This is a genomic window from Paraclostridium bifermentans, from assembly GCF_019916025.1.
Lineage (GTDB): Bacteria > Bacillota > Clostridia > Peptostreptococcales > Peptostreptococcaceae > Paraclostridium > Paraclostridium bifermentans.
In genome coordinates this window covers 114050-135243 of record NZ_CP079738.1, presented here as the reverse complement: position 1 = coordinate 135243, position 21194 = coordinate 114050, and the positions used below count along the sequence as shown (strand labels likewise).

Annotated in this window: 18 protein-coding genes; 12 read left to right on the top strand and 6 right to left on the bottom strand. The window is 27.0% G+C overall.

All coding sequences use genetic code 11. The features are described from left to right. The first annotated feature begins 30 nt into the window (after positions 1-30). The gene (locus KXZ80_RS16830; RefSeq protein ID WP_021431905.1) at positions 31-1092 is read left to right on the top strand and encodes a hypothetical protein; all 1062 of its coding nucleotides are present in this window, start codon (positions 31-33) and stop codon (positions 1090-1092) included. Positions 1093-1784: 692 nt separating this feature from the next. Here KXZ80_RS16830 and KXZ80_RS16825 read toward each other — a convergent pair. Next, on the bottom strand, positions 1785-2456 hold the full coding sequence (locus tag KXZ80_RS16825) for a hypothetical protein (RefSeq protein ID WP_021431904.1): 672 nt from the start codon (positions 2454-2456) through the stop codon (positions 1785-1787). Between the two features lie 333 nt (positions 2457-2789). Then, complete coding sequence (locus KXZ80_RS16820) at positions 2790-3548, bottom strand: recombinase family protein (RefSeq protein ID WP_021431903.1); 759 nt, start codon at positions 3546-3548, stop codon at positions 2790-2792. 809 nt (positions 3549-4357) lie between these two features. Between KXZ80_RS16820 and KXZ80_RS16815 the strand changes: the two genes are divergently transcribed. Then, complete coding sequence (locus KXZ80_RS16815) at positions 4358-5170, top strand: ParA family protein (protein ID WP_021431902.1); 813 nt, start codon at positions 4358-4360, stop codon at positions 5168-5170. After that, positions 5171-5503: a hypothetical protein gene (locus tag KXZ80_RS16810; protein WP_021431901.1), complete on the top strand. Its 333-nt coding sequence runs from the start codon at positions 5171-5173 to the stop codon at positions 5501-5503. It begins immediately after the preceding gene. Positions 5504-5597: 94 nt separating this feature from the next. On the opposite strand, the gene KXZ80_RS17710 is transcribed toward KXZ80_RS16810, so the two are convergent. Further along, entirely contained in the window at positions 5598-7028 is a 1431-nt protein-coding gene (locus tag KXZ80_RS17710; RefSeq protein ID WP_021431900.1) for a hypothetical protein, read from the bottom strand. Positions 7029-7290: 262 nt separating this feature from the next. Here KXZ80_RS17710 and KXZ80_RS16800 point away from each other — a divergent pair, with 262 nt between their 5' ends. The 6 genes from KXZ80_RS16800 (at position 7291) to KXZ80_RS16775 (ending at position 12764) form a co-directional block, all read left to right on the top strand. After that, positions 7291-7839, top strand: coding sequence for a sigma-70 family RNA polymerase sigma factor (locus KXZ80_RS16800; protein ID WP_021431899.1), 549 nt, complete (start codon positions 7291-7293; stop codon positions 7837-7839). A gap of 11 nt (positions 7840-7850) precedes the next feature. Beyond that, a complete protein-coding gene (locus tag KXZ80_RS16795) occupies positions 7851-8936 on the top strand; it encodes a DUF4179 domain-containing protein (RefSeq protein ID WP_021431898.1) in 1086 nt (361 codons plus the stop codon). Positions 8937-9152: 216 nt separating this feature from the next. Beyond that, positions 9153-10211, top strand: coding sequence for an efflux RND transporter periplasmic adaptor subunit (locus KXZ80_RS16790; RefSeq protein WP_021431897.1), 1059 nt, complete (start codon positions 9153-9155; stop codon positions 10209-10211). 19 nt (positions 10212-10230) lie between these two features. Continuing rightward, complete coding sequence (locus tag KXZ80_RS16785; RefSeq protein ID WP_021431896.1) at positions 10231-10914, top strand: ABC transporter ATP-binding protein; 684 nt, start codon at positions 10231-10233, stop codon at positions 10912-10914. A gap of 2 nt (positions 10915-10916) precedes the next feature. Then, a complete protein-coding gene (locus tag KXZ80_RS16780) occupies positions 10917-12143 on the top strand; it encodes an ABC transporter permease (protein ID WP_021431895.1) in 1227 nt (408 codons plus the stop codon). 30 nt (positions 12144-12173) lie between these two features. Continuing rightward, a complete protein-coding gene (locus tag KXZ80_RS16775) occupies positions 12174-12764 on the top strand; it encodes a hypothetical protein (protein ID WP_021431894.1) in 591 nt (196 codons plus the stop codon). 193 nt (positions 12765-12957) lie between these two features. Here KXZ80_RS16775 and KXZ80_RS16770 read toward each other — a convergent pair whose 3' ends face one another. Then, positions 12958-13848, bottom strand: a complete 891-nt coding sequence (locus KXZ80_RS16770) for a DUF4179 domain-containing protein (RefSeq protein ID WP_021431893.1) — start codon at positions 13846-13848, stop codon at positions 12958-12960. A gap of 258 nt (positions 13849-14106) precedes the next feature. Continuing rightward, positions 14107-14460, bottom strand: a complete 354-nt coding sequence (locus tag KXZ80_RS16765) for a hypothetical protein (RefSeq protein WP_021431892.1) — start codon at positions 14458-14460, stop codon at positions 14107-14109. Positions 14461-14775: 315 nt separating this feature from the next. On the opposite strand from KXZ80_RS16765, the gene KXZ80_RS16760 reads away from it, so the two are divergent. Then, positions 14776-15774, top strand: a complete 999-nt coding sequence (locus KXZ80_RS16760) for a CPBP family intramembrane glutamic endopeptidase (RefSeq protein WP_021431891.1) — start codon at positions 14776-14778, stop codon at positions 15772-15774. A 113-nt stretch (positions 15775-15887) separates the two neighbouring features. On the opposite strand, the gene rbr is transcribed toward KXZ80_RS16760, so the two are convergent. Then, positions 15888-17948 (bottom strand): rubrerythrin, encoded by a 2061-nt coding sequence (rbr, locus tag KXZ80_RS16755; protein WP_021431890.1) that lies wholly within the window; start codon positions 17946-17948, stop codon positions 15888-15890. Positions 17949-18227: 279 nt separating this feature from the next. Here rbr and KXZ80_RS16750 point away from each other — a divergent pair, with 279 nt between their 5' ends. Together KXZ80_RS16750 and KXZ80_RS16745 are read left to right on the top strand one after the other, a co-directional pair. Continuing rightward, on the top strand, positions 18228-19523 hold the full coding sequence (locus KXZ80_RS16750; protein ID WP_021431889.1) for a hemolysin family protein: 1296 nt from the start codon (positions 18228-18230) through the stop codon (positions 19521-19523). A gap of 283 nt (positions 19524-19806) precedes the next feature. Next, positions 19807-21135, top strand: a complete 1329-nt coding sequence (locus KXZ80_RS16745) for a hemolysin family protein (RefSeq protein ID WP_021431888.1) — start codon at positions 19807-19809, stop codon at positions 21133-21135. The last annotated feature ends 59 nt before the right edge of the window (positions 21136-21194 follow it).

Here is a 21194-nt window from a genome sequence, read left to right as displayed (position 1 = left end):
ATTAAAATACTTTTAAGTAGGGGGATGATGATGTATAAAAAATTACTAATAGGTTTTTTTATATTGTTATTGATGCTGATTTTAGCTTACACACAAATTAATAAGGATAGTAGTGATAACAAAGTTGAAGTTAGAGGTGTAACGTTAAAAGTTTCTTTGGTTACAGTAGCTTATGACGTTTATAGATCAAACTTTAAAAATGTTGATGAATTTAATGAAGATCTATACAAAAATTGTGGAGAGTATGGGGTGGATTATTATAAATGGTTAAAAGAAATATATTCAACTATGGATACTGAGATGAAACGCAGATTAATTAGGATATATGATAATTATGGTGATTGGAAATACGTATCAGAAACAATATCTTTGGATGATAATGCTAGCGTTGAAGAAGTAGTAGAAAGAATTAATAATCAATCTAACTTAGAATTAAGTCAAATGAGAAAGGAAGATATAGATATATTCTATAATTATTTTTATAAAGAGTACTTAAAGGAATTTATAGAAAGTAATAATTCCAAAATAGAATTAAACAGAAAAAAAGTTAACAGATACCTTAAAAAAGAAAATATAGATATATTTAAGTTTATGGAAGATGAAAGTGGAATAAAATTTAAAAATCATTATACTGCATTATTTTATTATGATTTGCGACCAATAGGAGCGATGGGATTTGAAAATGGAAATTATAATATATCTACTATTCAACCATCAACAAATGAAGAGGAATTATTTGTAGCACCATTCCATGAATATTCACATGAGCTATTTAGAAACTTTACTGGAAGTAAGGAGTTTATCAAAATTTCGAATGAATTAAAGAAAGATAAAGCTTTATTGGATAGTTATAATAACTTTGGAAAAGACGCTTATGATTGGGTAGGATGGTGTGAAGAAAACTTAGTTGATGGCTTTGCAAAATACCTAGAGCATAAGTATTATAACCGTAAAAAAACAAATACGACTTATGCATATGATATAAAATTTTATAATTATTTAATAGATAATAAATTTAACCCAAAAGATACTGATTTAAAAGATGCTAGTATAAAGTTTTATGAAGATACTTTAAGTAATAATTCAAATTAAAAATTTATATTAATTTTGTGATTAATCAAATATTATATAGTTTAAATTCAAATTAAATAAAGTAAAATAATAGAGAAAACTTAGTTAAAAACTAGTTTTAATTATGTTATAATTAAAACTTTATATAGATAAGCTTAAAATTAAGTGAAAATAAGGCTTACAGGTAGTAATAAATATGTAAGCAGTATGCTTACAATTAATAATAAGAAGGAGGACTGTTAAAAATGAGTTCTCCTTCTTATAACAATTAAGAAATGAATTAACTCTAAATTAATCTTATGAATAATACTATTAGAAACTAATTAGATTTATATAATAGTTATTATTCTAGATTTGAAAAATATTTCTTGAAACTCAACTAGTGAGTAAATTTGATCCTTATTAATAAATATACTTAACTTGAAGTATCCTTTAAATCTAGTTTTAAGGGATACTTCAAGTTATAATGTAATCATTATCTAATCTTATTATATTCATTTTATATTTCAATTTTACTTTATATTATATTTATATTAAAATAAAAACATAAATAAAATATCCAAAATAGTTGAGTTAAATTTTGTATACTTTAAAGATTCATATTTACTATGGGTATTTTATTTACCCCCCAAAACCAAAACTAAATATTTTGCGATAACAGAAAAAAAGACTTTAAAAGTAAATACTTAAAGTCTTTTTTTCTTTGTATAAATTTATATATTAAAATTTTTATAAAAATCAATATAAGATTTTAATATATAGTTCAAAAACTCTTGTTGATTTATACCTTTACTAGATAATTCACTAGCTATGGATTCAAATTCACTAAGGATAGTTTCGTCAATTCTTAAACTTTTAACTTTATAATTTCTTTTTTCTTGCTTAAACTTATAAATATCGTTTACTATATCTTCTAAACTAGATACTTCATTGCTAGTAGATTTATTTTTATTGCTCTCTATAAATTCTTTTAGTATATCTATATTTTTAAGTAAGTAACTAAGGTTGTCTGAGTCAGATGAATTTAAAATAAGTCCATTATGATTAGCAGTGCTAGTTGAGATAGTTTGGTTTACACTATTAAGATCATTGTTTGAAAAGTTAGGTTTGTCAATTTCTGATATAGTTTTATTTTCGAATGTAAGCGGATTGCTTACTGTAAGCTTACTGTAAGATCGTCCGGTATCAATTTTATTATTTAAGACGTACTGGTTAATTTCTTTATTAAATATATACCCTTGTTTTAGAGCTCTTCCAGCAACTGTACTCCTTGCTATTCCAATGCTTTTGCATAATATCGTCAATGAGATTCCTTCGGTCAGGTTTGTATTTAAATAATCTATTTGCTTGTCTATACCCAATTTGTTAAATTCGTCCTTAGTCAAACTAATTCCCCCCTAATAAAAATTCGCTTTGCTCATGTCGCCAACGACTACGTCCGTTGCTCAAAAACTTTTTTACGCTCAAAGTATAGTGCATTGATATAACTAATTTTTATAGATAAGTTACAGATTTTTAGTAATCATAAGTCCTGTTAGCGTAAAAAATACATAAATATTACAATGAGCTTACAAGTATATTTTCAGAGATTACTTGTTGTAAGTGCTTAAAAATATGCCTGTAAGATATATGTAATATAACTATAATATAATTGTAAGCGATATATAAGAATAAAGCTTACAAAAGTTTATAAAAATGTTCGACAATAAAAAACATATCTAACTGATTTTTGAATTAACCTTATTCCACATATAACGACTGATTATAGGTGGGACTTGTAGGTTAATTCTATTTTTTTCTATTTTTCCATCATACTTATATGTTCCTGTATAAATAGGATTTGAAAGAATATAAGCTACTCTTTGTTTCGTAAAATTGTATTTATGCCCAATTCTTTCATATGAAATCCCTTTACTTCTAAGCTTGAATATATCTTTTACTATTATTGCCTCATCCTGTTTGACTAGCAATATATCATTTTCAACAAGTTTATATCCAAGTGGTACTCTACCACCAGGAAATAGATTTTTCTTTCCTTTAGCAACTCTACCAGAGTGAGTTCTTTCAGATATTAGCTTTCGTTCAAACTCAGAGAAACTACCAATCATTTGAAGAAACAGCAATCCTTGAGCAGTGTTAGTGTTAAATTGCTCAGTAAGTGATATAAATCCTACTCCTATTTCTTGAAGGTAATCAACCATGATCATTAGGTTTTTAAGACTCCTATGAATTCTATCTGCTTTGTAGACTATAATTGTATCTATACTATTTTCTCTATCTGATACAAATTCAATCATTTTATTATATGATGGTCTGTCTGAGTCTTTTGCGGACCAACCTTCATCAACATAAGTGTTTACTAATTCTATGTTATTTAATTTACAATAAAGCTCTATCTTTTCACGCTGCATTTCTATAGATGTGTTGTCAATTTGTGATGCTGTAGATATTCTAAGATACCCTACTACTTTTTTCATATTCTAACTATTAATCTCCTAAAAATATTGTTTTTTAACCGACCTTTTAAATGCCTTTCTAAGGCCTTTAAAAAAATCTTTGGATGTTTTACACCGCATAGATTTTGACAGTCTCTATATAAATAATAGCTACTAAAAGTTGATTTATTTAAAGATAGATAATTTTTAAAATCAAATAACTTGAAAATACATTTGTTTTTATATTCTAGTAAAAATAACCCATCAGTTAAAAGGATGATATCTTTTGTTTTAACTGAATAATATAATAATCTAGGATTCATAATAGTATATAAGGAGTTTTTACTACCCTTAGAGTTAAATATCATATCTATAAAGTTTTTACTCATTTTAATAAATCTCCTCCTTATTTATAATAAAAATCAAAAATAAATGCATAAAATTGCAGTCAAAAAAATTGAGATTTATTTGACTTTTATTTCTAATAATATCGTAAAATTTGTTGAAAAACAATGGATAGATAAGAATTTACATATGAAATTTTTAAAAGTCCTTATAATTATAGATAAGAATTTATGTTGTAAATTTTAAAAAATGAAAATTAGTATCTTTTAACAGCCTAAATACATGGTAATAATATAAAAATTAAATTATTTAAGTAGATTTTAAAAAGTATAGGTTTTAAAGTGAAAAATATTGTTTATATAGTAAATGATTAAATTAAAACAGTAATAAAACTATAAATTAACTTAGTTAATTTATAGTTTTATTACTGTTTTAATTTTGTTTCAAAATAGTTTAATTTATGATATTATATAAGTATAACTTATAAAAATCTTGGAGGAAAACTAATGCAAACTAAGTTAATAACTTATTTTAATATAAAAGGCGGTATTTACAAGACTTCTATGTCTATAATAACTGCCTATGAATTAGCAAAAGATAAAAATACAAAGATACTATTATGGGACTTAGATTTACAAGAAAACTTAACTCAATATGTATATAAAGTTAACCATGAAGACAAAACAACTATAGATATAGTTGATGGATTAGGAGCAGAAGAGGTAATTGTTAAGTGTCCAAATCCAAATTATCCTAATATAGACATAATACCTTCTGATATAGGACTAGCTATGTTAGATGAAAAAATAAGCTTACAACCAGCTAGAGAAAAAGTTCTTGCAAGATGGTATATGCAAAATATTGATGTACTTGAAAAATATGATTACATAATTTGTGACTTATCACCTAGTTACAATTTAACAGCTAAGAACATACTTTATTTAGCAGACTCTATAATAGTGCCTATAATGGATAAAAATATATCGTCTTTAAGAGGGGCAGCATTATTTAAAGAACTATGGACTAGAGATAAGTACTATTTAGAAAAAGAAGATAATGATATAAAAGCTACAGTATTAGTTGGATATGAAAAGCAAAGAACACAGGTGTCTGATTTATTCGATCAGTATCTTCAAAAGTTTGAAGAATTAAAAGACATGATGCTAGAGTCATTTATAAGAAGAAATACTTTTGTTGAAAAAGCATTATTAAGCAAATTAAGTATAAGTGATTATTTAAAGAAAAATGGACAAACTCATTTCAGTAAAGAAGAAGTTGAAAATATGATAAAAGAATTGAAAGAAAAGGATGTGCTGTAGATGCCTAAAATAGATATTAATTTATTAAATGAAGAAGTTCCTACAACTAGAAAATCAACTATTGTTAATGAAGTAAATGAAACTAAACCTTCACTATCTATATATGATATAGTTAAAAAAGAAAAGAAAAAATCTAAAGAACAAGTTGGAGTTACTTTAGATAAAGATATAGTAGACAAGTTAAAAACAGTAGTTATAGACTCTAATATAACTATGTCTAAATTATTTGAAAATCTACTTACTCCACTACTTGAAGATGTTGAAATAAGCAAGAAAAACGTAGATATATATAATAATAAGAATAAACTAAAAGGTAGGAGAAAATCAGAATAACTTTTAAATAAATTAAAGCGACTGAGATCAGTAAATGATTTCGGTCGCTTTAATTTATAGCTAACTTGTATCAGAAAACAGATAGTTTATATTCTTATACCATATCGAATTGATATTCTGTTCTAGTCCAATAACAATCTACATTTGATACGCAAGTTTCAAACAACCTTACATCAGGTCTATTTTGTATCATAGCTACTTCATATCCAGCAACAATAGGGTCTTGTAATGATGTCCAAGTCTGATACCAAGGAGGTGTATATCCAGTTGTATACTGTGGAGTATTTCCATCAATGTATATATTTGTATTACCATATGCATTAGCAATTGGTGCCGAGTTTGTAAGACCTATAAATCCTTTTCTTTTACTATTCGTAAATGTATTATTACAAGCGCTGATGAATGCAAAATTGCTTAAGCCAGGACTACTTTGAAGGTTTGGTAACAACACTGGAGAAGTATTATCTGCATTTAATGTATTGTTATTTACATACAGTTGTAACCCACTTCCATTTAGTAGATTAAATAAAATTAATTCTCTAAATGATGATGTGTATATAGTACTTGGGTCTGTTGGATTAAGCGGTGGAACTAATTGTTCTGGTTGAGCTGTATTGCTTATTAAAAGAGTTCCAGTAAGAGTTGCTCCATTAAGGTTATCTATTCTTATAAATCCTTGTCGTCTATCTCCTTCTATTCCATAAATAGTATTGCTATCTGTAATACAAGTACCTGATAAATTGTGTAAAAATAAGCAATACCTTGTATTAGTAGAATTTCTATTGTAATTAAATGTACATTTTGTAACTTGGAACTCACCGGTATTTAGCTCAATTGCATTTTCTAAATAATCAAATATACAATTATTTATATAAATCGAATTAAATGATATACCGCTTGAGTATATAAGTGATGGATAGTTAGCAGGAACAGGTGTTAATCCCGGTGATTCAATAAATGATATACTATCAATCACTACATTACTACTTCCTATCACGATTATAGGCTCATATGGAGCTATAGGGCTATATGTTATTATTGAAGTTGGAGCTCCATTTGAATCTACAGATCCTTGTAAATATAAAGGATATGAAATTGTTATATTATCATTGAGAATATAATTACCTGATGCAAGCTTTATAGCTGGCTTTTGTGCAGAAATTGCATTTTCTAATTCCAAGACAGTGCTTACAACAGTAAACGTTCCTGGAGTAGGTAAATTTCTTGGAGTTGGTGGGGGTGGAGTTTGATTTTTCAAATATACATATCCAGTTGAAAAATCAACATAGTAGGTTTCTCCTGGATTACAAGATGCAGGAGCTCCAGCACCTCCTAACACTCCAGGACCTGGAGGCCCTTCTGGACCTACATTACCTTGAGGCCCTTGAGGTCCCTGTGGACCAATATCACCTTGCGGACCTGGTGGTCCTTTTAATTTATTAATAAGGTTACAAAAAAGCCAATAATCATTATAATCGCAGTTACAATAATTATCATTTCCGTTAGAGTTATAATTATTACTCATGTTAAAAAACTCCTTTCTAAATTCAAATAAATTTTAACTGCATTCCATATCTATTTTATGATTATCAGCTAAGTTAAGTTACATTTAAATAAACTATGATTTTCAGGCAAGCATCTTAAAAATATATATTTTATAAGTAATAGTTTACAAATTAATTTTTAAAAATTACTATAAAAAAGTATGTTTTTGATAGATAAGATGATCTTGAAACGAAATAATATATGAGAATAGAATTTCAAGTTACGATATCGGAGGAAGATGAATGAAAATTACAGAAGAAAATTTTATTCTAAAGCTTAAGCAAAAAGATGAACGGGCACTAGAATATGCAATTGATAATTATGGATGGGTTATAAAATCCATAGTGAAAAAAAGTATGTATAACTTAGAATCATATCACGATGAGTGTATAAACGATATTTTGCTAGGTGTATGGAATAATATAGATAGATTTGACAAAAACAAATGTTCTTTTAAAAATTGGTTAGCAGCAATAGCTAAATACAAATCTATAGATTATAAAAGAAAGTATTTAAAAGATCTAGAGAATGAAGATATAGACGAGCTTAATATAGCTTTAGATGATAGTTCGCATAGAGAAGTTATTAAAAATGAAATTAGTGAAGAAACAGAAGCAATGTTAAGTCATCTTAAAGAAAAGGATAGAGAATTATTTTTAAGACTTTACGTAAAAGAAGAGGACATGGACACTATAAGTCATGATACAGGAATTAATAAGGATGTAATTTACAATAGGGTGTCCAGAGGAAAGCGCAAGATACGAGATTTATTTAAATCCAAAGAAAGGTAGATAAGCTAATTATGAAAAATATATATGATATGTTTAATGATATAGATGTAGACTTAAATGAATACGAAAAAGAAGATTTTAATGACTTAGAAAAGCAAAAAGTAAAAAATAAATTTAGAAAATCTATAAAAAATAATAATTCATCAAAGAAAAGTTATAGAAAATATGTATCAGTAGCATCAATAGCTATTATATCAATAGCTTTGATATCTCAAACTAGAATAGGACTATATGCACAAAGTGCATTAGAAGATATTGCTGAAATTATAAAAATATCTTTAGGAGTGGATAATCAAATAAATGAGTATTCAACTAATATACAACAATCCGTTACTAAAAGAAAATTAACTGTAAAAATAAATGATGCTATATTAGACGGTAGAGAGTTGATTATATATATGAGTAGAGAATATGACAAAAAACTTGCTTCAAATGAGCAACTAGACTTAGTTTCAGAAAAATTATATATAAATGGGAAACGTATAAATGGAAGTATAAAAGGATATCACGGTAGAGTAGATAAAAATAAGGAAGAGTTTGTTTTAGGATATGAATTACCAGAAGAATACAAGGGTGATATAAATGTTAAATTAAGAATAATGGATGCAGCTATAACTAAAACAGATGATGAAAATTATTTTAAGCGAATAATAGGACCATGGAGTTTTAAATTTAAGGTTAATGGTGATAAGCTTAATAAAGATACTAAGCATATAGAATTAAATAAAAAGATAAAATTAGATACAGGGTCTACTATGGATATAATAAGTTATAGAGGAAACATATTAAATCAGACAATAAATTTAAGTATGACAAACCATACACATATGAAAAGTGAAGTAGAAAATGGAGTTATTGCATTAAAGGGTAGAGATAATTTAGGTAATAAAGTTGAATTTACACAACACTTAGCTGATGTAAGAAAAGAAAAAACATTGTATGAATATAGATTTAATAAAGATGAGTATACATTTAATAGAGACGCTAAATATCTAAAAGTTACTCCGTATTTATCATACTTAGAAAAAGAAAATAATGATTATGTTACAAAATATAAGAAACTTGGCTCAGAAATTACAATAGATTTAAATAAATAAAATAATTATATAAAGGATGTAGATAAACTTATGAAAGTTTATTTGCATCCTTTAATTTTGCTTTAATTAAATCTTATTTATATATTTTAAAAAAATTTTAGAAAAAATGATAGAAACATATAAATTGGATTCGAATTAATATATGTAGTTATAAAACATAAAAAATTATACTAAAACATTAAGCAATCATACAGATAAAGGAGCATAAAAAACAATATGAAAAGGCCAATTTTAAATAAAAAGCAAAAAATAGTTCTATCAATAGTTACACTTGTAATAACTATAGGTGGTACAGTAATAGCTATTTCTTATAGCAATCATTTGAAAGAACAAAAAATAATGCAAAGTACAGTTGAAATGTATGATGTATCTGGAAAAGAAAAAATATTTATGAATGGAAAAGTGGTTCCAACAAAGTCAGAAAAACTATTTATATCTCCAGAGCATGGTAAGTTAGATAAGATACAAGTAAATAATGAACAGTATGTTGAAAAGGGAACACCTATATTCACTTGTAAAAATCAAGAACAGTTAAAAGAGATAAAATCTTTAGAGTCACAAATATCAACAAAGAAAAGAGAATTAACTTCTTTAATTGATGATGAGAGTAAAGAAAGGATAAATTTGGAAATAGGAGAGATGAATAACAATATAAAAGAATTAAAGAAAACTGCATACTCAACAGTGTATGCACCTTTTAATGGAAAAGTATATATAAATGATGAAATAAGTGGAGAAGAAAGTTCCTATGTAGCAATAATAGAAAGCACAGAATTTTATGTAAAAGCTCAAGTTAACGAAAGAGATTCATATAAAATAAAAGTTCATCAAAATGCTGAAGTTACAACTATAGCAAATAAAGAAAAGTACTATGGGGCTATTTCATATATTTCTAACAGACCATATGAAGGTAATGATGGAGAACAAAGTTTTGGATCTGATTCAAATATGACAAAGTATGGATTAAATATTAAATTAGATAATCAAAAAAATTTAAAAAGTGGACTTAATGCTCAAATAGTGGTTTCATATGGTACAGATGACAAAAAAGTTCCTTATGGAGCATTAGAAATAGATGGTAATAAAAGTTACGTATATAAAATTGTAGATAATAAAGCTCATAAAAGAGAGGTTACTGTCAGTAGTGAAAATGGGGAGTTTGCATTTATATCAAAAGGACTTGAAGAAAATGACGTAATCATAAAGTCTTTAATAGGTAAGAAAATAGAAGATGGTCAAGCAGTTTATATAGATAGATTTGGAGCTATACAATAAAGAGATTGAGGTGAATTATTTGAAAGAAACTTTAATAGAACTTAAAGATATACAAAAATATTATCCAGTGGGTAAGGAGAAATTTCACGTTTTAAAATCTATTAATCTAGAGATAAAAAGTGGAGAGTTTGTAATGATAATGGGCAAATCTGGGAGTGGAAAAACAACCTTACTAAATATATTAGGTTTTTTAGATAGGTTTAGTGATGGAAAATATATATTTAAAGATAATGATGTTACAAACTTAAATGAAAAAGAACGGTCTAAATTTAGAAATAATAATATAGGATTTGTATTCCAACAATTTAACCTTATTACAAATTTAAATATATATAAAAACGTAGAACTTCCAATGGTATATAGTAATAGTTACTCTAAAGAAGAAAGAGAACTGATAATAAAAGAAAAGTTAAATATAGTAGGTATTTTAGATAAAATAAATCAAAAACCATTAGAACTCTCAGGGGGACAACAGCAGAGAGTAACTATAGCTCGTGCACTTGTAAATGACCCCGATATAATATTTGCAGATGAGCCGACAGGTGCTCTAGATAGTGATACAAGCAAAGATATCATGGATATTTTAAAGGGATTAAATAAAAAAGGAAAAACAATCATAATGGTTACTCATGACCCAGACCTTATAAAATACGCAACTAAAATAATAAAATTAAAGGATGGTGTCGTAGTTGAGGAGGATTAATTATGGTAATTATAAAAAATGCTTTAGATAATATAAAAAGTAATAAACTACGTGTAGCAGTAGCTATGGTGTGGATAGTACTAGGAATAACATCTGTAGTAGTAGTTTCTAGTGTAGGAGAAGGAATTGAAAAACAAAGTAAAATCGCAGCTATGAATCCTAAATTTAGAACATCAACTATAAATTTCAATCCAAATTATGAAAGCAATTTAGATGCATCATTTTTAGAAGCATTCTCAAATGGAGATGTAGATATGATTAAATCTATGCCTGGTATAGAACGTGCAACACCTAAGTATGGAGAAAATATAGGTGGAGTTATAACTGGAGGAATGATGTATACATCTATAGGTGAATATGCTGCGGAGTTTAAACCTGTAGGTAAAAAAACTAAATTAAATGTTGATTTCGGAAGGAGATTTTCACTTGATGACTTAGATCGTAAAACAGTAATTATAGAAGAGAATTTAGCCTACCAGTTATTTGACCTAAGTCCTAAAAATGTAATTGGAGAATTTGTAGAAATAGAAGATGAGTATTTTGAAGTAGTAGGTATTATTAAATCAAAAGAAACAAGTTCTAATGATAACCCCGAAGAATATTATAGACAACCTGTATGCTATGTTCCAGAAAAAGCTTTAGAAGAACTAGGAAATAAAAATAGCTTTGGAAGTAGCATAACTAGCATTGAAATATTAGTGGCGAATGGATATGACATAGATGAAACTAATTTTAATGTTGTAGAAAAATTGCAAGAGGTCAAAAAAGATGAGTTGGGGGAAATAGGAGAGTACGGACTTACAGGGGGTAACGAAGAAAGTTATGAGATAAGATTTTTTCAGGACCAGATAAATAGATTTACAAATATACTATCCAATGTATCTTTAATAATTGGTGGTATAGGAATAATGAATATAATGTATATGTCTGTATCAGAAAGACAAAGAGAGATAGGAATAAGAAGAGCTATAGGCGCACAACCAAAAGATATATTAATACAATTTTTAATTGAAACAATAGCTATAACTGTATTAGGAGGAATTGTAGGAATTATAATTGGAACTATAGCTGCAGGAGAAGTTGGTGCATACTTTGGGATGGAAGCGCAAGCAAGTATAAAAATATATGTAAAAGCTATAGGAGTATCCATTCTTGTTGGGATTGTATTTGGAGCTATTCCAGCAACTAAAGCATCTAAACTAGATCCAATAAAAGCTATTCAAGGATAAAAAATATAATTAATTAAGGAGAATATTAAAATGAGACTAAATTTTAAAAATAAAAAAGTACAACTGATAATAGGTGTAGGAGTTGCGATTTTCATAGCAGGTAATTTAATGTGGGGGAAAATAAATAATAATTTAAACGATATGGTAGATGCAGGTTCATTTATAATTGGAATGCACGATATAAATAAAGATAGAAAAAGTTTAATAATGGAAGCAGAAAAGAATATGACTGAGTATAAAAACTTACAAATCCAGACTCAAGCCATTATAGAGGAACTTAATGAAATTGAAAAACTAGAAAGAAAAGAATTAGATAAGGATGGAAGTAAATATGAAGATGCTAATTTAGTAAATAAAACAATTACAATTTACAATCAGTTAGATCAAAACATAGAGAATTTAATTTCATTGTATGAAACTGATGAATATGCAAAAAAAGATAGGTCGCTTGCAATATCAATGGATTCAATTATAGAGAATGAATACTCAATTGATAAGCAATCTAAAGATTTTAACAAAATATATAGAGTTAAGTATAATAATGCTATAAATTCTTTTCCTATTAAGTTAATAGCTGAGAAAAAAGGATGGGTAAATATAAATGAATTAAAAATAAACTAGTAAATATAAGCTACTTTAACTATGTTATTAAGGTGAATAACAATATTTTAAAGATTTAATTTAAATTTTATTATTTATAATCATTTGTTTTATAAATATGTATAGATAATTTGTTAAGTAGCTAATTAACATAATTTATATAAAGCCTCTAGATTTAAATATTTAGTTTAATCTAGAGGCTTTATTTTTAATATTACTTTAAATCAATATCAAAGTCCGACCCAACTTTCTTCCACTTATTATTAGAAGAATCTGATGCGTATAAAGAAAGGTTTAATTTACTAGAATCTTTTTTTATATTTTTATGGGAATTATCAAGTTTAAAAATTCCTTTTCCATTATTACTATAGTCACAATAAAACTCAACTTTATTTCCAAGATTATCATTTCCAGCAAGTTTCATAAGATACTCTGTTCCATCAGTAGGTAAACTAAATTCAATTTTTGTGCCTAAGCTATTACTAATATATTTACTTAGCTTAATTGTTTTTCCATCTTCTAATTTAAACTTTTTATTTAAATTTATAGTCAATGTATCCTTAACTAAAGCATCAGCATTAGTATTAAAGTTAAAACTCCAGTCACCCTTTATTGTCTCAGAACCTGTATCGTCTAACATTTGTATACCTGGATATTCAACTCTAACATTAACCTCTCCACTTAATTCTTTGTCTAAAAAGTAAGTAGTGACTTTATTCATAGTAGAGTCATTAAGCATTTCAGAGTTACCATTAGAATCTGAGTTTATACGAGTTCCATTTATAAATACTGACTCTAACATCTCTGGATATCCATTAAATCCACCATTATCAGATTTTACAGTAGAAGATATCGTTAGCTCGTTTTTATCCAGAATAACTTTATTTAGAGTTATTGTATAGCCATTATTTGTTATAGGCTTATTTATCGCTTTTTTATACTCATTTAAATCAGAATCTAATCCAAAGTGACTAGCTATACTACTAAATGTATCTTTCACTTGAGGTGAACCCTCAGCATTAAAAATCAATAATCCTCCGATAAGAACTAAAGATAGTGAAGATGTAATTACAATAATTTTAATTCTTTTTTTTCTTTTATTCACAAATTCTCCCCCTAATTTATATATACAATTACATAGATACTACAAATGTTTAAAAAGTTTCACTTTTTACTTTATTAAATAGTATCTATATCCCCTTTCATATAAATCTCATTTTCACATAAAGTAACGCCTAAATTCCTAGCGTATTTAGTTGGAGCAATTACTTTAACATTTTTTCTATTAGTTTTAACAAAAGAATGCGTAAGTTCATGGATGTTTCATAGATACTCTTTTACTTAAAATAATTTATACTATATCTTATTTACTTAGTTCTGAATGTAAATTAAATTGCTCAGTTAAACTTTTATTAGATACTTCATTTGACATACCTAGATTTACTGAACTAAATATCTTTGAATTTTTTAACATTAGCAAAGTTCTCATACCACTTGGGTTTACAACTATTTCAGATGTTACTTTATCTTGATTATCATTTGAATCTTCCTTAGTTTCTGACTTTTCTTTTACTTGACCTGCAATGTTCTTATTATAATTATAATCTTTAGATTTTGATTTATCTGCCTTTTGCTCATCATATTCAAATTTGAATATGTCTGATTCTTTAGTATATACATTTTTGTATTGCATCATATTTACATTTTGTACTTTCATTCATATTTCTCCTTTTATTCAAATTAATTACATTATTTTCCATATTAATTTTAGCATACATTTAACTAATTAATTATATAAAGTTTAAGTTTTGTTTTTCGACTTAATTTCTTATTTTAATTCGATTTCCGACCAAAAATTAAGACAAATAATTACAAGGATATAAATGATATTTAGTCATGTAAACACTTATGGTAATATTTTACAATAAGTAAACAATAAATATGGAAAGTTATTGTTAAATAACTTTTATAAAATTAATACTAACTTAAAAATATAAAATAAGTTGAATTTTTAGTTTTTGGAGGGGTTAAAATGTGTAATGATATTAGAGTTACAAAACAAGAAGTAAGAGACTTCTTATTAATTAATTTTGGATTGATTACGTTTCTAGCTATATTTGTATTTATTAGCTTTTCTAAACCAAATAGTGATGATTTTTTATATAACTTTGCTATAACATTTATGTATATTCCAGCTTTTTCAGTAATGGTAGTGCTTAAAAAGAGTTCTTATTATGAATTTGGTGATGTTGTAAACAAGTTCTTTAATTTCTTTATAATAGCGACAATATTAAGAGTTATTTTTTCTATACTTGAGCCTTTTTTTATAAAGAATGTTATTATATCTTCTTTAATAGATCCAATTGTATCTTTGTATATTTTATATAGTGTATTTGTAAATTATTCTGACTTTGAAATTTTCAATTTATCACTAAATAAAAACTTTAAAAAGGTATTGTTCTGTATAGGTATATATCTAGTTATATTTACAGTTGGATGTAGTCCTGACCTTATACATATGCACTTTAGTGTAGCGAATTTTATTGATGCATTACTACAAATTTCAGTTGGGATTGTTATGAATATAATATTGGGTATCAGCTTGTTTTTTGGAGAAGAGTTTGGGTGGAGATACTTCCTACAACCTAGACTTCAAAAGATATACGGGAAAAGATTAGGAGTAATAATACTAGGACCTATATGGGGTGTTTGGCACTTACCTCTTTGTATGACTCTTTACAGTCCTCAAACGCCGCTTTATTGTATTATAAGTCATGTATTATTCTGTACAACACTTGGAGTATTTTTAGGTTATGCTTATATGAAAACAGAAAATCTGTGGACCCCAATGTTAATTCATTTAATCGGAAACTTAATTGCACTTTCAAATGGTGGTGGCCTAGATACAATAATTACATTAAACGATCTTTTAATAGCTATTTTATTTGAGTCTGTATTATATTTACCATTTTTATTTGCAAAAGTATATAGACCTAACAAGGATGACATCGGTGTATCTATTGATAATTAGAATAAAAAAAGGTATGTATCTATTTGATACATACCTTTTTTATGACCTTAAAATAATAAAACTAATGAATAAACCTTTCTTATTCAACACTATTATTACTTTATAAGATAATTTTAATAATTTTCTGCTCTAACTTCAAAGAATCCTTGAGAGTACATACATACAGGACAAACATCGGGAGCTTTTTTACCCATTACTAAGTGTCCACAATTTATACATTCCCACATAGTTTCTTCTGATTTTTCAAATACAGCTTTCATTTCTATATTATTTAAAAGTTTACGATATCTATCTTCATGAGATTTTTCTATTTTACCAACTTCTATAAATTTTTCAGCTAAGTCAAAGAAACCTTCTTTTTCTGCATCTCTAGCAAATCTAGCATACATATCTGTCCACTCATAATTCTCACCTTCAGCAGCATGAAGTAAGTTTTGGTCAGTATCCCCTAAATATCCTAGTTCTTTAAACCATAATTTAGAATGTTCTCTTTCGTTTCCAGCTGTTTTCAAGAAAATTTGATTGATTTGTTCATAACCTTCATTTTTAGCAACATCTGCAAAGAATGTATATTTATTTCTTGCTATTGATTCTCCTGATAATGCTTCCATTAAATTCTTTTCTGTTTTTGTTCCTTTATATTTATTAGTTGTTTCGCTTGATTTTTCTGCTTGATCTTCTAGCTTAACAAATACTGATGCCGGATTTTTGCATACAGGGCATATAAACCCTTCTGGTAACTCTCCTTCATGTATATAACCACAAACTGAACAACGATATTTAACTGATGTACTCATTTCTTTACCTCCTAAGTCTTCACTTCTATCAAAATAAATTGTATGTAACATTTCTTCTGCAAGCTTACTTAAAGGCTTGCCATAAAATTCTTTATAAAGAGCTTTTATTTCTTCATTTTCATGACTCAATCTAACTTCCATACTCGAGTCTCTTTTATAAAGTCCACTTATACGTTTTTTTCTAAGTTCATCTCCTTTAAATTGAGTGTCTTTAGGCTGTCCGCCACCCCCAATACATCCTCCAGGGCAAGTCATAACCTCAATAAAGTGATATTGTTTTTTTCCGTTTTTCATTCTCTTAATGAATTTAGATGCATTTTTAGTTCCATAAATAACAGCTATATTTACTTCCAGCTCTCCTATTTTTAAAGTTGCTTCACGAACTCCATCCATACCTCTTATTGTTTCTAAGTTATAAAATAGATTTGGTGGATTTTCATTGGTGATATATTTGTATGCCGTTCTAAGCGCAGCCTCCATAACGCCACCTGTATTCGCAAATATAACGCCTGCTCCAGATGATTCTCCCATTAACTCATCATAAGGGCTATCCTCTAAAGAATTAAACTCAATATTGTTTTCTTTAGCCCAAGTAGCTAATTCTCGTGTAGTTATAACATAATCCATATCACGCATTTCTTCTAAATCATGAAATCTTCCAGATGCATTCATTTCATCTCTTTTGATTTCAAACTTTTTAGCAGTACATGGAGTTAAGGCTACATTTACAATCTTTGCTGGATCAATTCCCATTTTTTTTGCAAAGTATGTTTTTATTGTAGGGCCTTGCATTCCAATAGGGCTTTTGGAAGTTGAAATATTATCAAGTATATCTGGGTGAAATGTTTCTGCATATTTTACCCATGAAGGACAACAACTTGTAAATTGAGGTAATGGCTTATTATTAGTCTTTATACGCTCTATCAGCTCACTTGCTTCTTCAACTATTGTTAAATCAGCTGCAAAGTTAGTATCAAGAACATAATTTGCACCGAGTTTTCTAAGTAGTGATACCATTTTTCCTTCAACAAAGCTACCATCCACCATATTAAATTCTTCACCAAGAGAAACTCTAACCGCTGGTGATGTTGTAAATATTACTATTTTATCTTCATTTTGCATTTCAGACTTAACTTTTTTATAGTCAAGAACCTCTGTAATACTTGATGTAGGACATACATTTGCACATTGACCACAGTTAATACAAACAGCCGTATCGTTTGTATTTTTTAAGAAATAATGTCCATTAACACCTATATAGTCTGTACAGATATCTTTACACATACCACACTTGATACATTTTTCTTCATCTCTACAAATCGATGGATTATCCTTTTCAATTGCTACTCTAATGTTAGTAGATAAATGTGTGCTCATTTAGCACTCCTTTCATTTCAAATTAGCACATGTAAAAAATTGGTATTTATATGTACTTTGAACTTATACCCTTAAGGCTTTTAAATAAACTATATGAAAATAAGTTTAAATAATCCAAATGTATGAATTAATATTAAAATTTAGATTGTTTATAAATATTGGAAATAAGTATAAAATTATAACATTTGATAATTTAGCTTTTATTTAATCGTAAAATGCTAATAATATGTTATATAATAATGCGTATTTTTAATAATTTGAGAGGTGAATAATATAAATATGATTATTTTTATAAATATACTTTTAGTATTTTTTCTTGTCTTTTTAAATGGATTTTTTGTTGCTACAGAATTTGCTATGGTAAAGGTTAGAAAATCTAGGATAGAAACATTAATAATTCAAGGTAATAAGCGTGCTAAGCGTACTTTAATAGTTGTTAAAGATTTAAATTCATACTTATCTGCCTGTCAGCTTGGAATAACTTTAGCATCGTTGGGACTAGGATGGGTAGGAGAGCCGGCTATTTTACGTCTGTTAATGCCAATATTTAATCTATTTAATTTACCTTCAAGTATAGAACATTCAATTGCTTTTATTATTGCTTTTTCAATTATAACTGGATGTCATATTGTATTTGGAGAATTGGTTCCTAAATCGCTAGCGATTATAAGTCCTGAAAAAATAGCATTAAGTACAGCTTTTCCACTTATATTTTTTTACAAGTTAACATATCCTGTTATGTGGATATTCAATCATAGTACAAACTGGATATTAAAGGTATTCGGGCTTTCTCAAGTTGATGAGCATGAATCAGTTCATACTGATGAAGAAATAAAACTTTTAGTTGAAGAAAGCTATAATCATGGCTTAGTTGATAAAACTGAATTAACTCTTGTAGATAATATATTCGATTTTTCTGATAAAACAGTAAAAGAGATAATGGTACCACGAACTGATATTACAAATATTTTTATAGAAGATTCTTTTGATGATATAATAGCCTATACGTTCGAAGAACAGCTCACTAGATATCCTGTATGTAAAGAAAATAAGGATAATGTTATTGGATTTATCCATATCAAAGATTTATACAAACAAAAAATTGAGGGCAATAATCAAGATATAAGACATATTATTAGGGAAATTAAACTTGTCCCAGAGTCAATGCTAATAAGTGACCTTCTTAAAATATTTAAAAAAGATAAAGTACAAGTTGCTTTAGTTATTGACGAGTATGGAGGAACTGCTGGTTTAGTAACGATAGAAGATATTTTAGAAGAAATTGTTGGGGAAATTCAAGATGAGTTTGATGAGGAAGAAGATGCTATTATTAAGTGTGAAGATAATAGTTATATAGTAGATGGAAAGGTTCTTATTGAAGATATAACTGAGTTTTTATATATAGATATTGAAGATGAGCATATAGATACTATTGGGGGTTGGGCATATACTCAGCTGGATTCTTACCCTAAAGTTAATGATAAGTTTACTTATAAAAACTATGAATTTACTATATTAAAATGCAATAGAAAAAGAATAAACAAATTATCGATTAAAAATTTATCTGATAAATAATTAAGTACCCTTTAGCTATTAATGAACGTAGTTAAGGGGTATTTATATATTTTGCAACTTTTTAATTTAATTAGAATATTAATATTATATATAAATATTGATAAAAGTTAATTCATAGATTATAATGTACTTTAAATAAAAAATTACTAAATGCTATTTAATAAATTTCTATTTTAAACTTTATTTACAAAATAGGATTATTAGCAATATCTTCAGGAATATATTAATTAATTTTTAAAAATGTTTCTGATGGTTTTTTATTTATTATTTTAAGGAGGAAGAAATGAATAATTTAGATTCAGACCCCGGGGCCTTTATGCCTCAAATAATTTTAATAGTAGTACTTACTGCTATTAACGCGTTTTTCGCATCAGCAGAAATGGCTATAGTTTCTGTAAATAAATCAAAAATAAAACAATTAAGTGCAAGTGGAAACAAGAAAGCTCAATTGCTTGAAAGGCTTATGGAAGACCCAAGCAATTTCTTATCAACTATTCAAATTGGAATAACTTTAGCTGGATTTTTCTCAAGTGCATCTGCTGCTACAGGAATATCTACGCACCTTTCAAAGATATTAGCTCCACTTAGTATACCTTATTCTAATGAATTATGTATGTTTTTAGTAACAATAATACTTTCATATTTTACATTAGTATTTGGAGAATTAGTACCTAAAAGAATTGCTTTGAAAAAAGCGGAGAAGATATCTTTATTTTCAGTAAAATCAATTTACATTATATCTAAAATTGCAAAACCATTTATAAAACTTTTATCATTTTCAACTAGTCTGGTTTTAAAAATAACAAGAAATAATGATATGGATATTGAAGAAAGAGTTTCTGAAGAAGAAATTAGAACTTTAATATCACAATCTCAAGAAGATGGATGTATTGAAAATGAAGAAAAACAGATGATATATAGCATATTTGAATTTAATGATAAGACTGCTAAGGAAATTATGACATCTAGACATGATATGTTTGCGGTAGACATAGACGATGATTTGGATGAAATACTAGAAGGAGTAATCGCATCAGGATATTCTAGAATACCTGTATATGAAGATAATAAGGATAATATACTCGGGATATTATATGTAAAAGACTTATTAGTAAAAGCTAAGAAGGTTGGATTTAAAAATATAAATTTAAAAACAATGCTTCATGACCCATATTTTGTTTCAAAGTCTATTAGAACAAATGAATTATTTAAACTTCTAAAGGATAAAAAAGTCCACTTAGCATTATTAATTGATGAATATGGTGGAATAGAAGGTCTAGTAACTATGGAAGATTTAATTGAAGAAATTATGGGAGATATTGAGGATGAATACGATAAAACTAAATCTACTATAACACAAATTGATGCTAGTAATTTTATTGTAAAAGGATATTTGACAATAAGTGAATTTAACAATAAATTTGATATAGATATAGAGCAAGGTGACTATGACACTTTAAATGGATATATACTTACATTGTTAGGTGATTTTCCAGAAGAAGGTCGAGAAATTGAATTAGACAATTTTACATTTTTAATTGAGAATGTAAATAAAAGAAGAATTGAAGATATAAGAGTAAGTATAAAAAACAGATGTGCGCAAATATCATAATGAGTTTTTATACACTTGAAATTTAAACAAAAATGAGTAAATCCCTATATTTAAGGGTT

Excerpts from the sequence above, each read along its gene's own strand:
- KXZ80_RS16830 (WP_021431905.1), top strand. The coding sequence starts at position 31 with ATGTATAAAAAATTACTAATAGGTTTTTTTATATTGTTATTGATGCTG.
- KXZ80_RS16820 (WP_021431903.1), bottom strand. The coding sequence starts at position 3,548 with ATGAAAAAAGTAGTAGGGTATCTTAGAATATCTACAGCATCACAAATT.
- KXZ80_RS16815 (WP_021431902.1), top strand. The coding sequence starts at position 4,358 with ATGCAAACTAAGTTAATAACTTATTTTAATATAAAAGGCGGTATTTAC.
- KXZ80_RS16810 (WP_021431901.1), top strand. The coding sequence starts at position 5,171 with ATGCCTAAAATAGATATTAATTTATTAAATGAAGAAGTTCCTACAACT.
- KXZ80_RS17710 (WP_021431900.1), bottom strand. The coding sequence starts at position 7,028 with ATGAGTAATAATTATAACTCTAACGGAAATGATAATTATTGTAACTGC.
- KXZ80_RS16800 (WP_021431899.1), top strand. The coding sequence starts at position 7,291 with ATGAAAATTACAGAAGAAAATTTTATTCTAAAGCTTAAGCAAAAAGAT.
- KXZ80_RS16795 (WP_021431898.1), top strand. The coding sequence starts at position 7,851 with ATGAAAAATATATATGATATGTTTAATGATATAGATGTAGACTTAAAT.
- KXZ80_RS16790 (WP_021431897.1), top strand. The coding sequence starts at position 9,153 with ATGAAAAGGCCAATTTTAAATAAAAAGCAAAAAATAGTTCTATCAATA.
- KXZ80_RS16780 (WP_021431895.1), top strand. The coding sequence starts at position 10,917 with ATGGTAATTATAAAAAATGCTTTAGATAATATAAAAAGTAATAAACTA.
- KXZ80_RS16775 (WP_021431894.1), top strand. The coding sequence starts at position 12,174 with ATGAGACTAAATTTTAAAAATAAAAAAGTACAACTGATAATAGGTGTA.
- KXZ80_RS16765 (WP_021431892.1), bottom strand. The coding sequence starts at position 14,460 with ATGAAAGTACAAAATGTAAATATGATGCAATACAAAAATGTATATACT.
- KXZ80_RS16760 (WP_021431891.1), top strand. The coding sequence starts at position 14,776 with ATGTGTAATGATATTAGAGTTACAAAACAAGAAGTAAGAGACTTCTTA.
- rbr (WP_021431890.1), bottom strand. The coding sequence starts at position 17,948 with ATGAGCACACATTTATCTACTAACATTAGAGTAGCAATTGAAAAGGAT.
- KXZ80_RS16750 (WP_021431889.1), top strand. The coding sequence starts at position 18,228 with ATGATTATTTTTATAAATATACTTTTAGTATTTTTTCTTGTCTTTTTA.
- KXZ80_RS16745 (WP_021431888.1), top strand. The coding sequence starts at position 19,807 with ATGAATAATTTAGATTCAGACCCCGGGGCCTTTATGCCTCAAATAATT.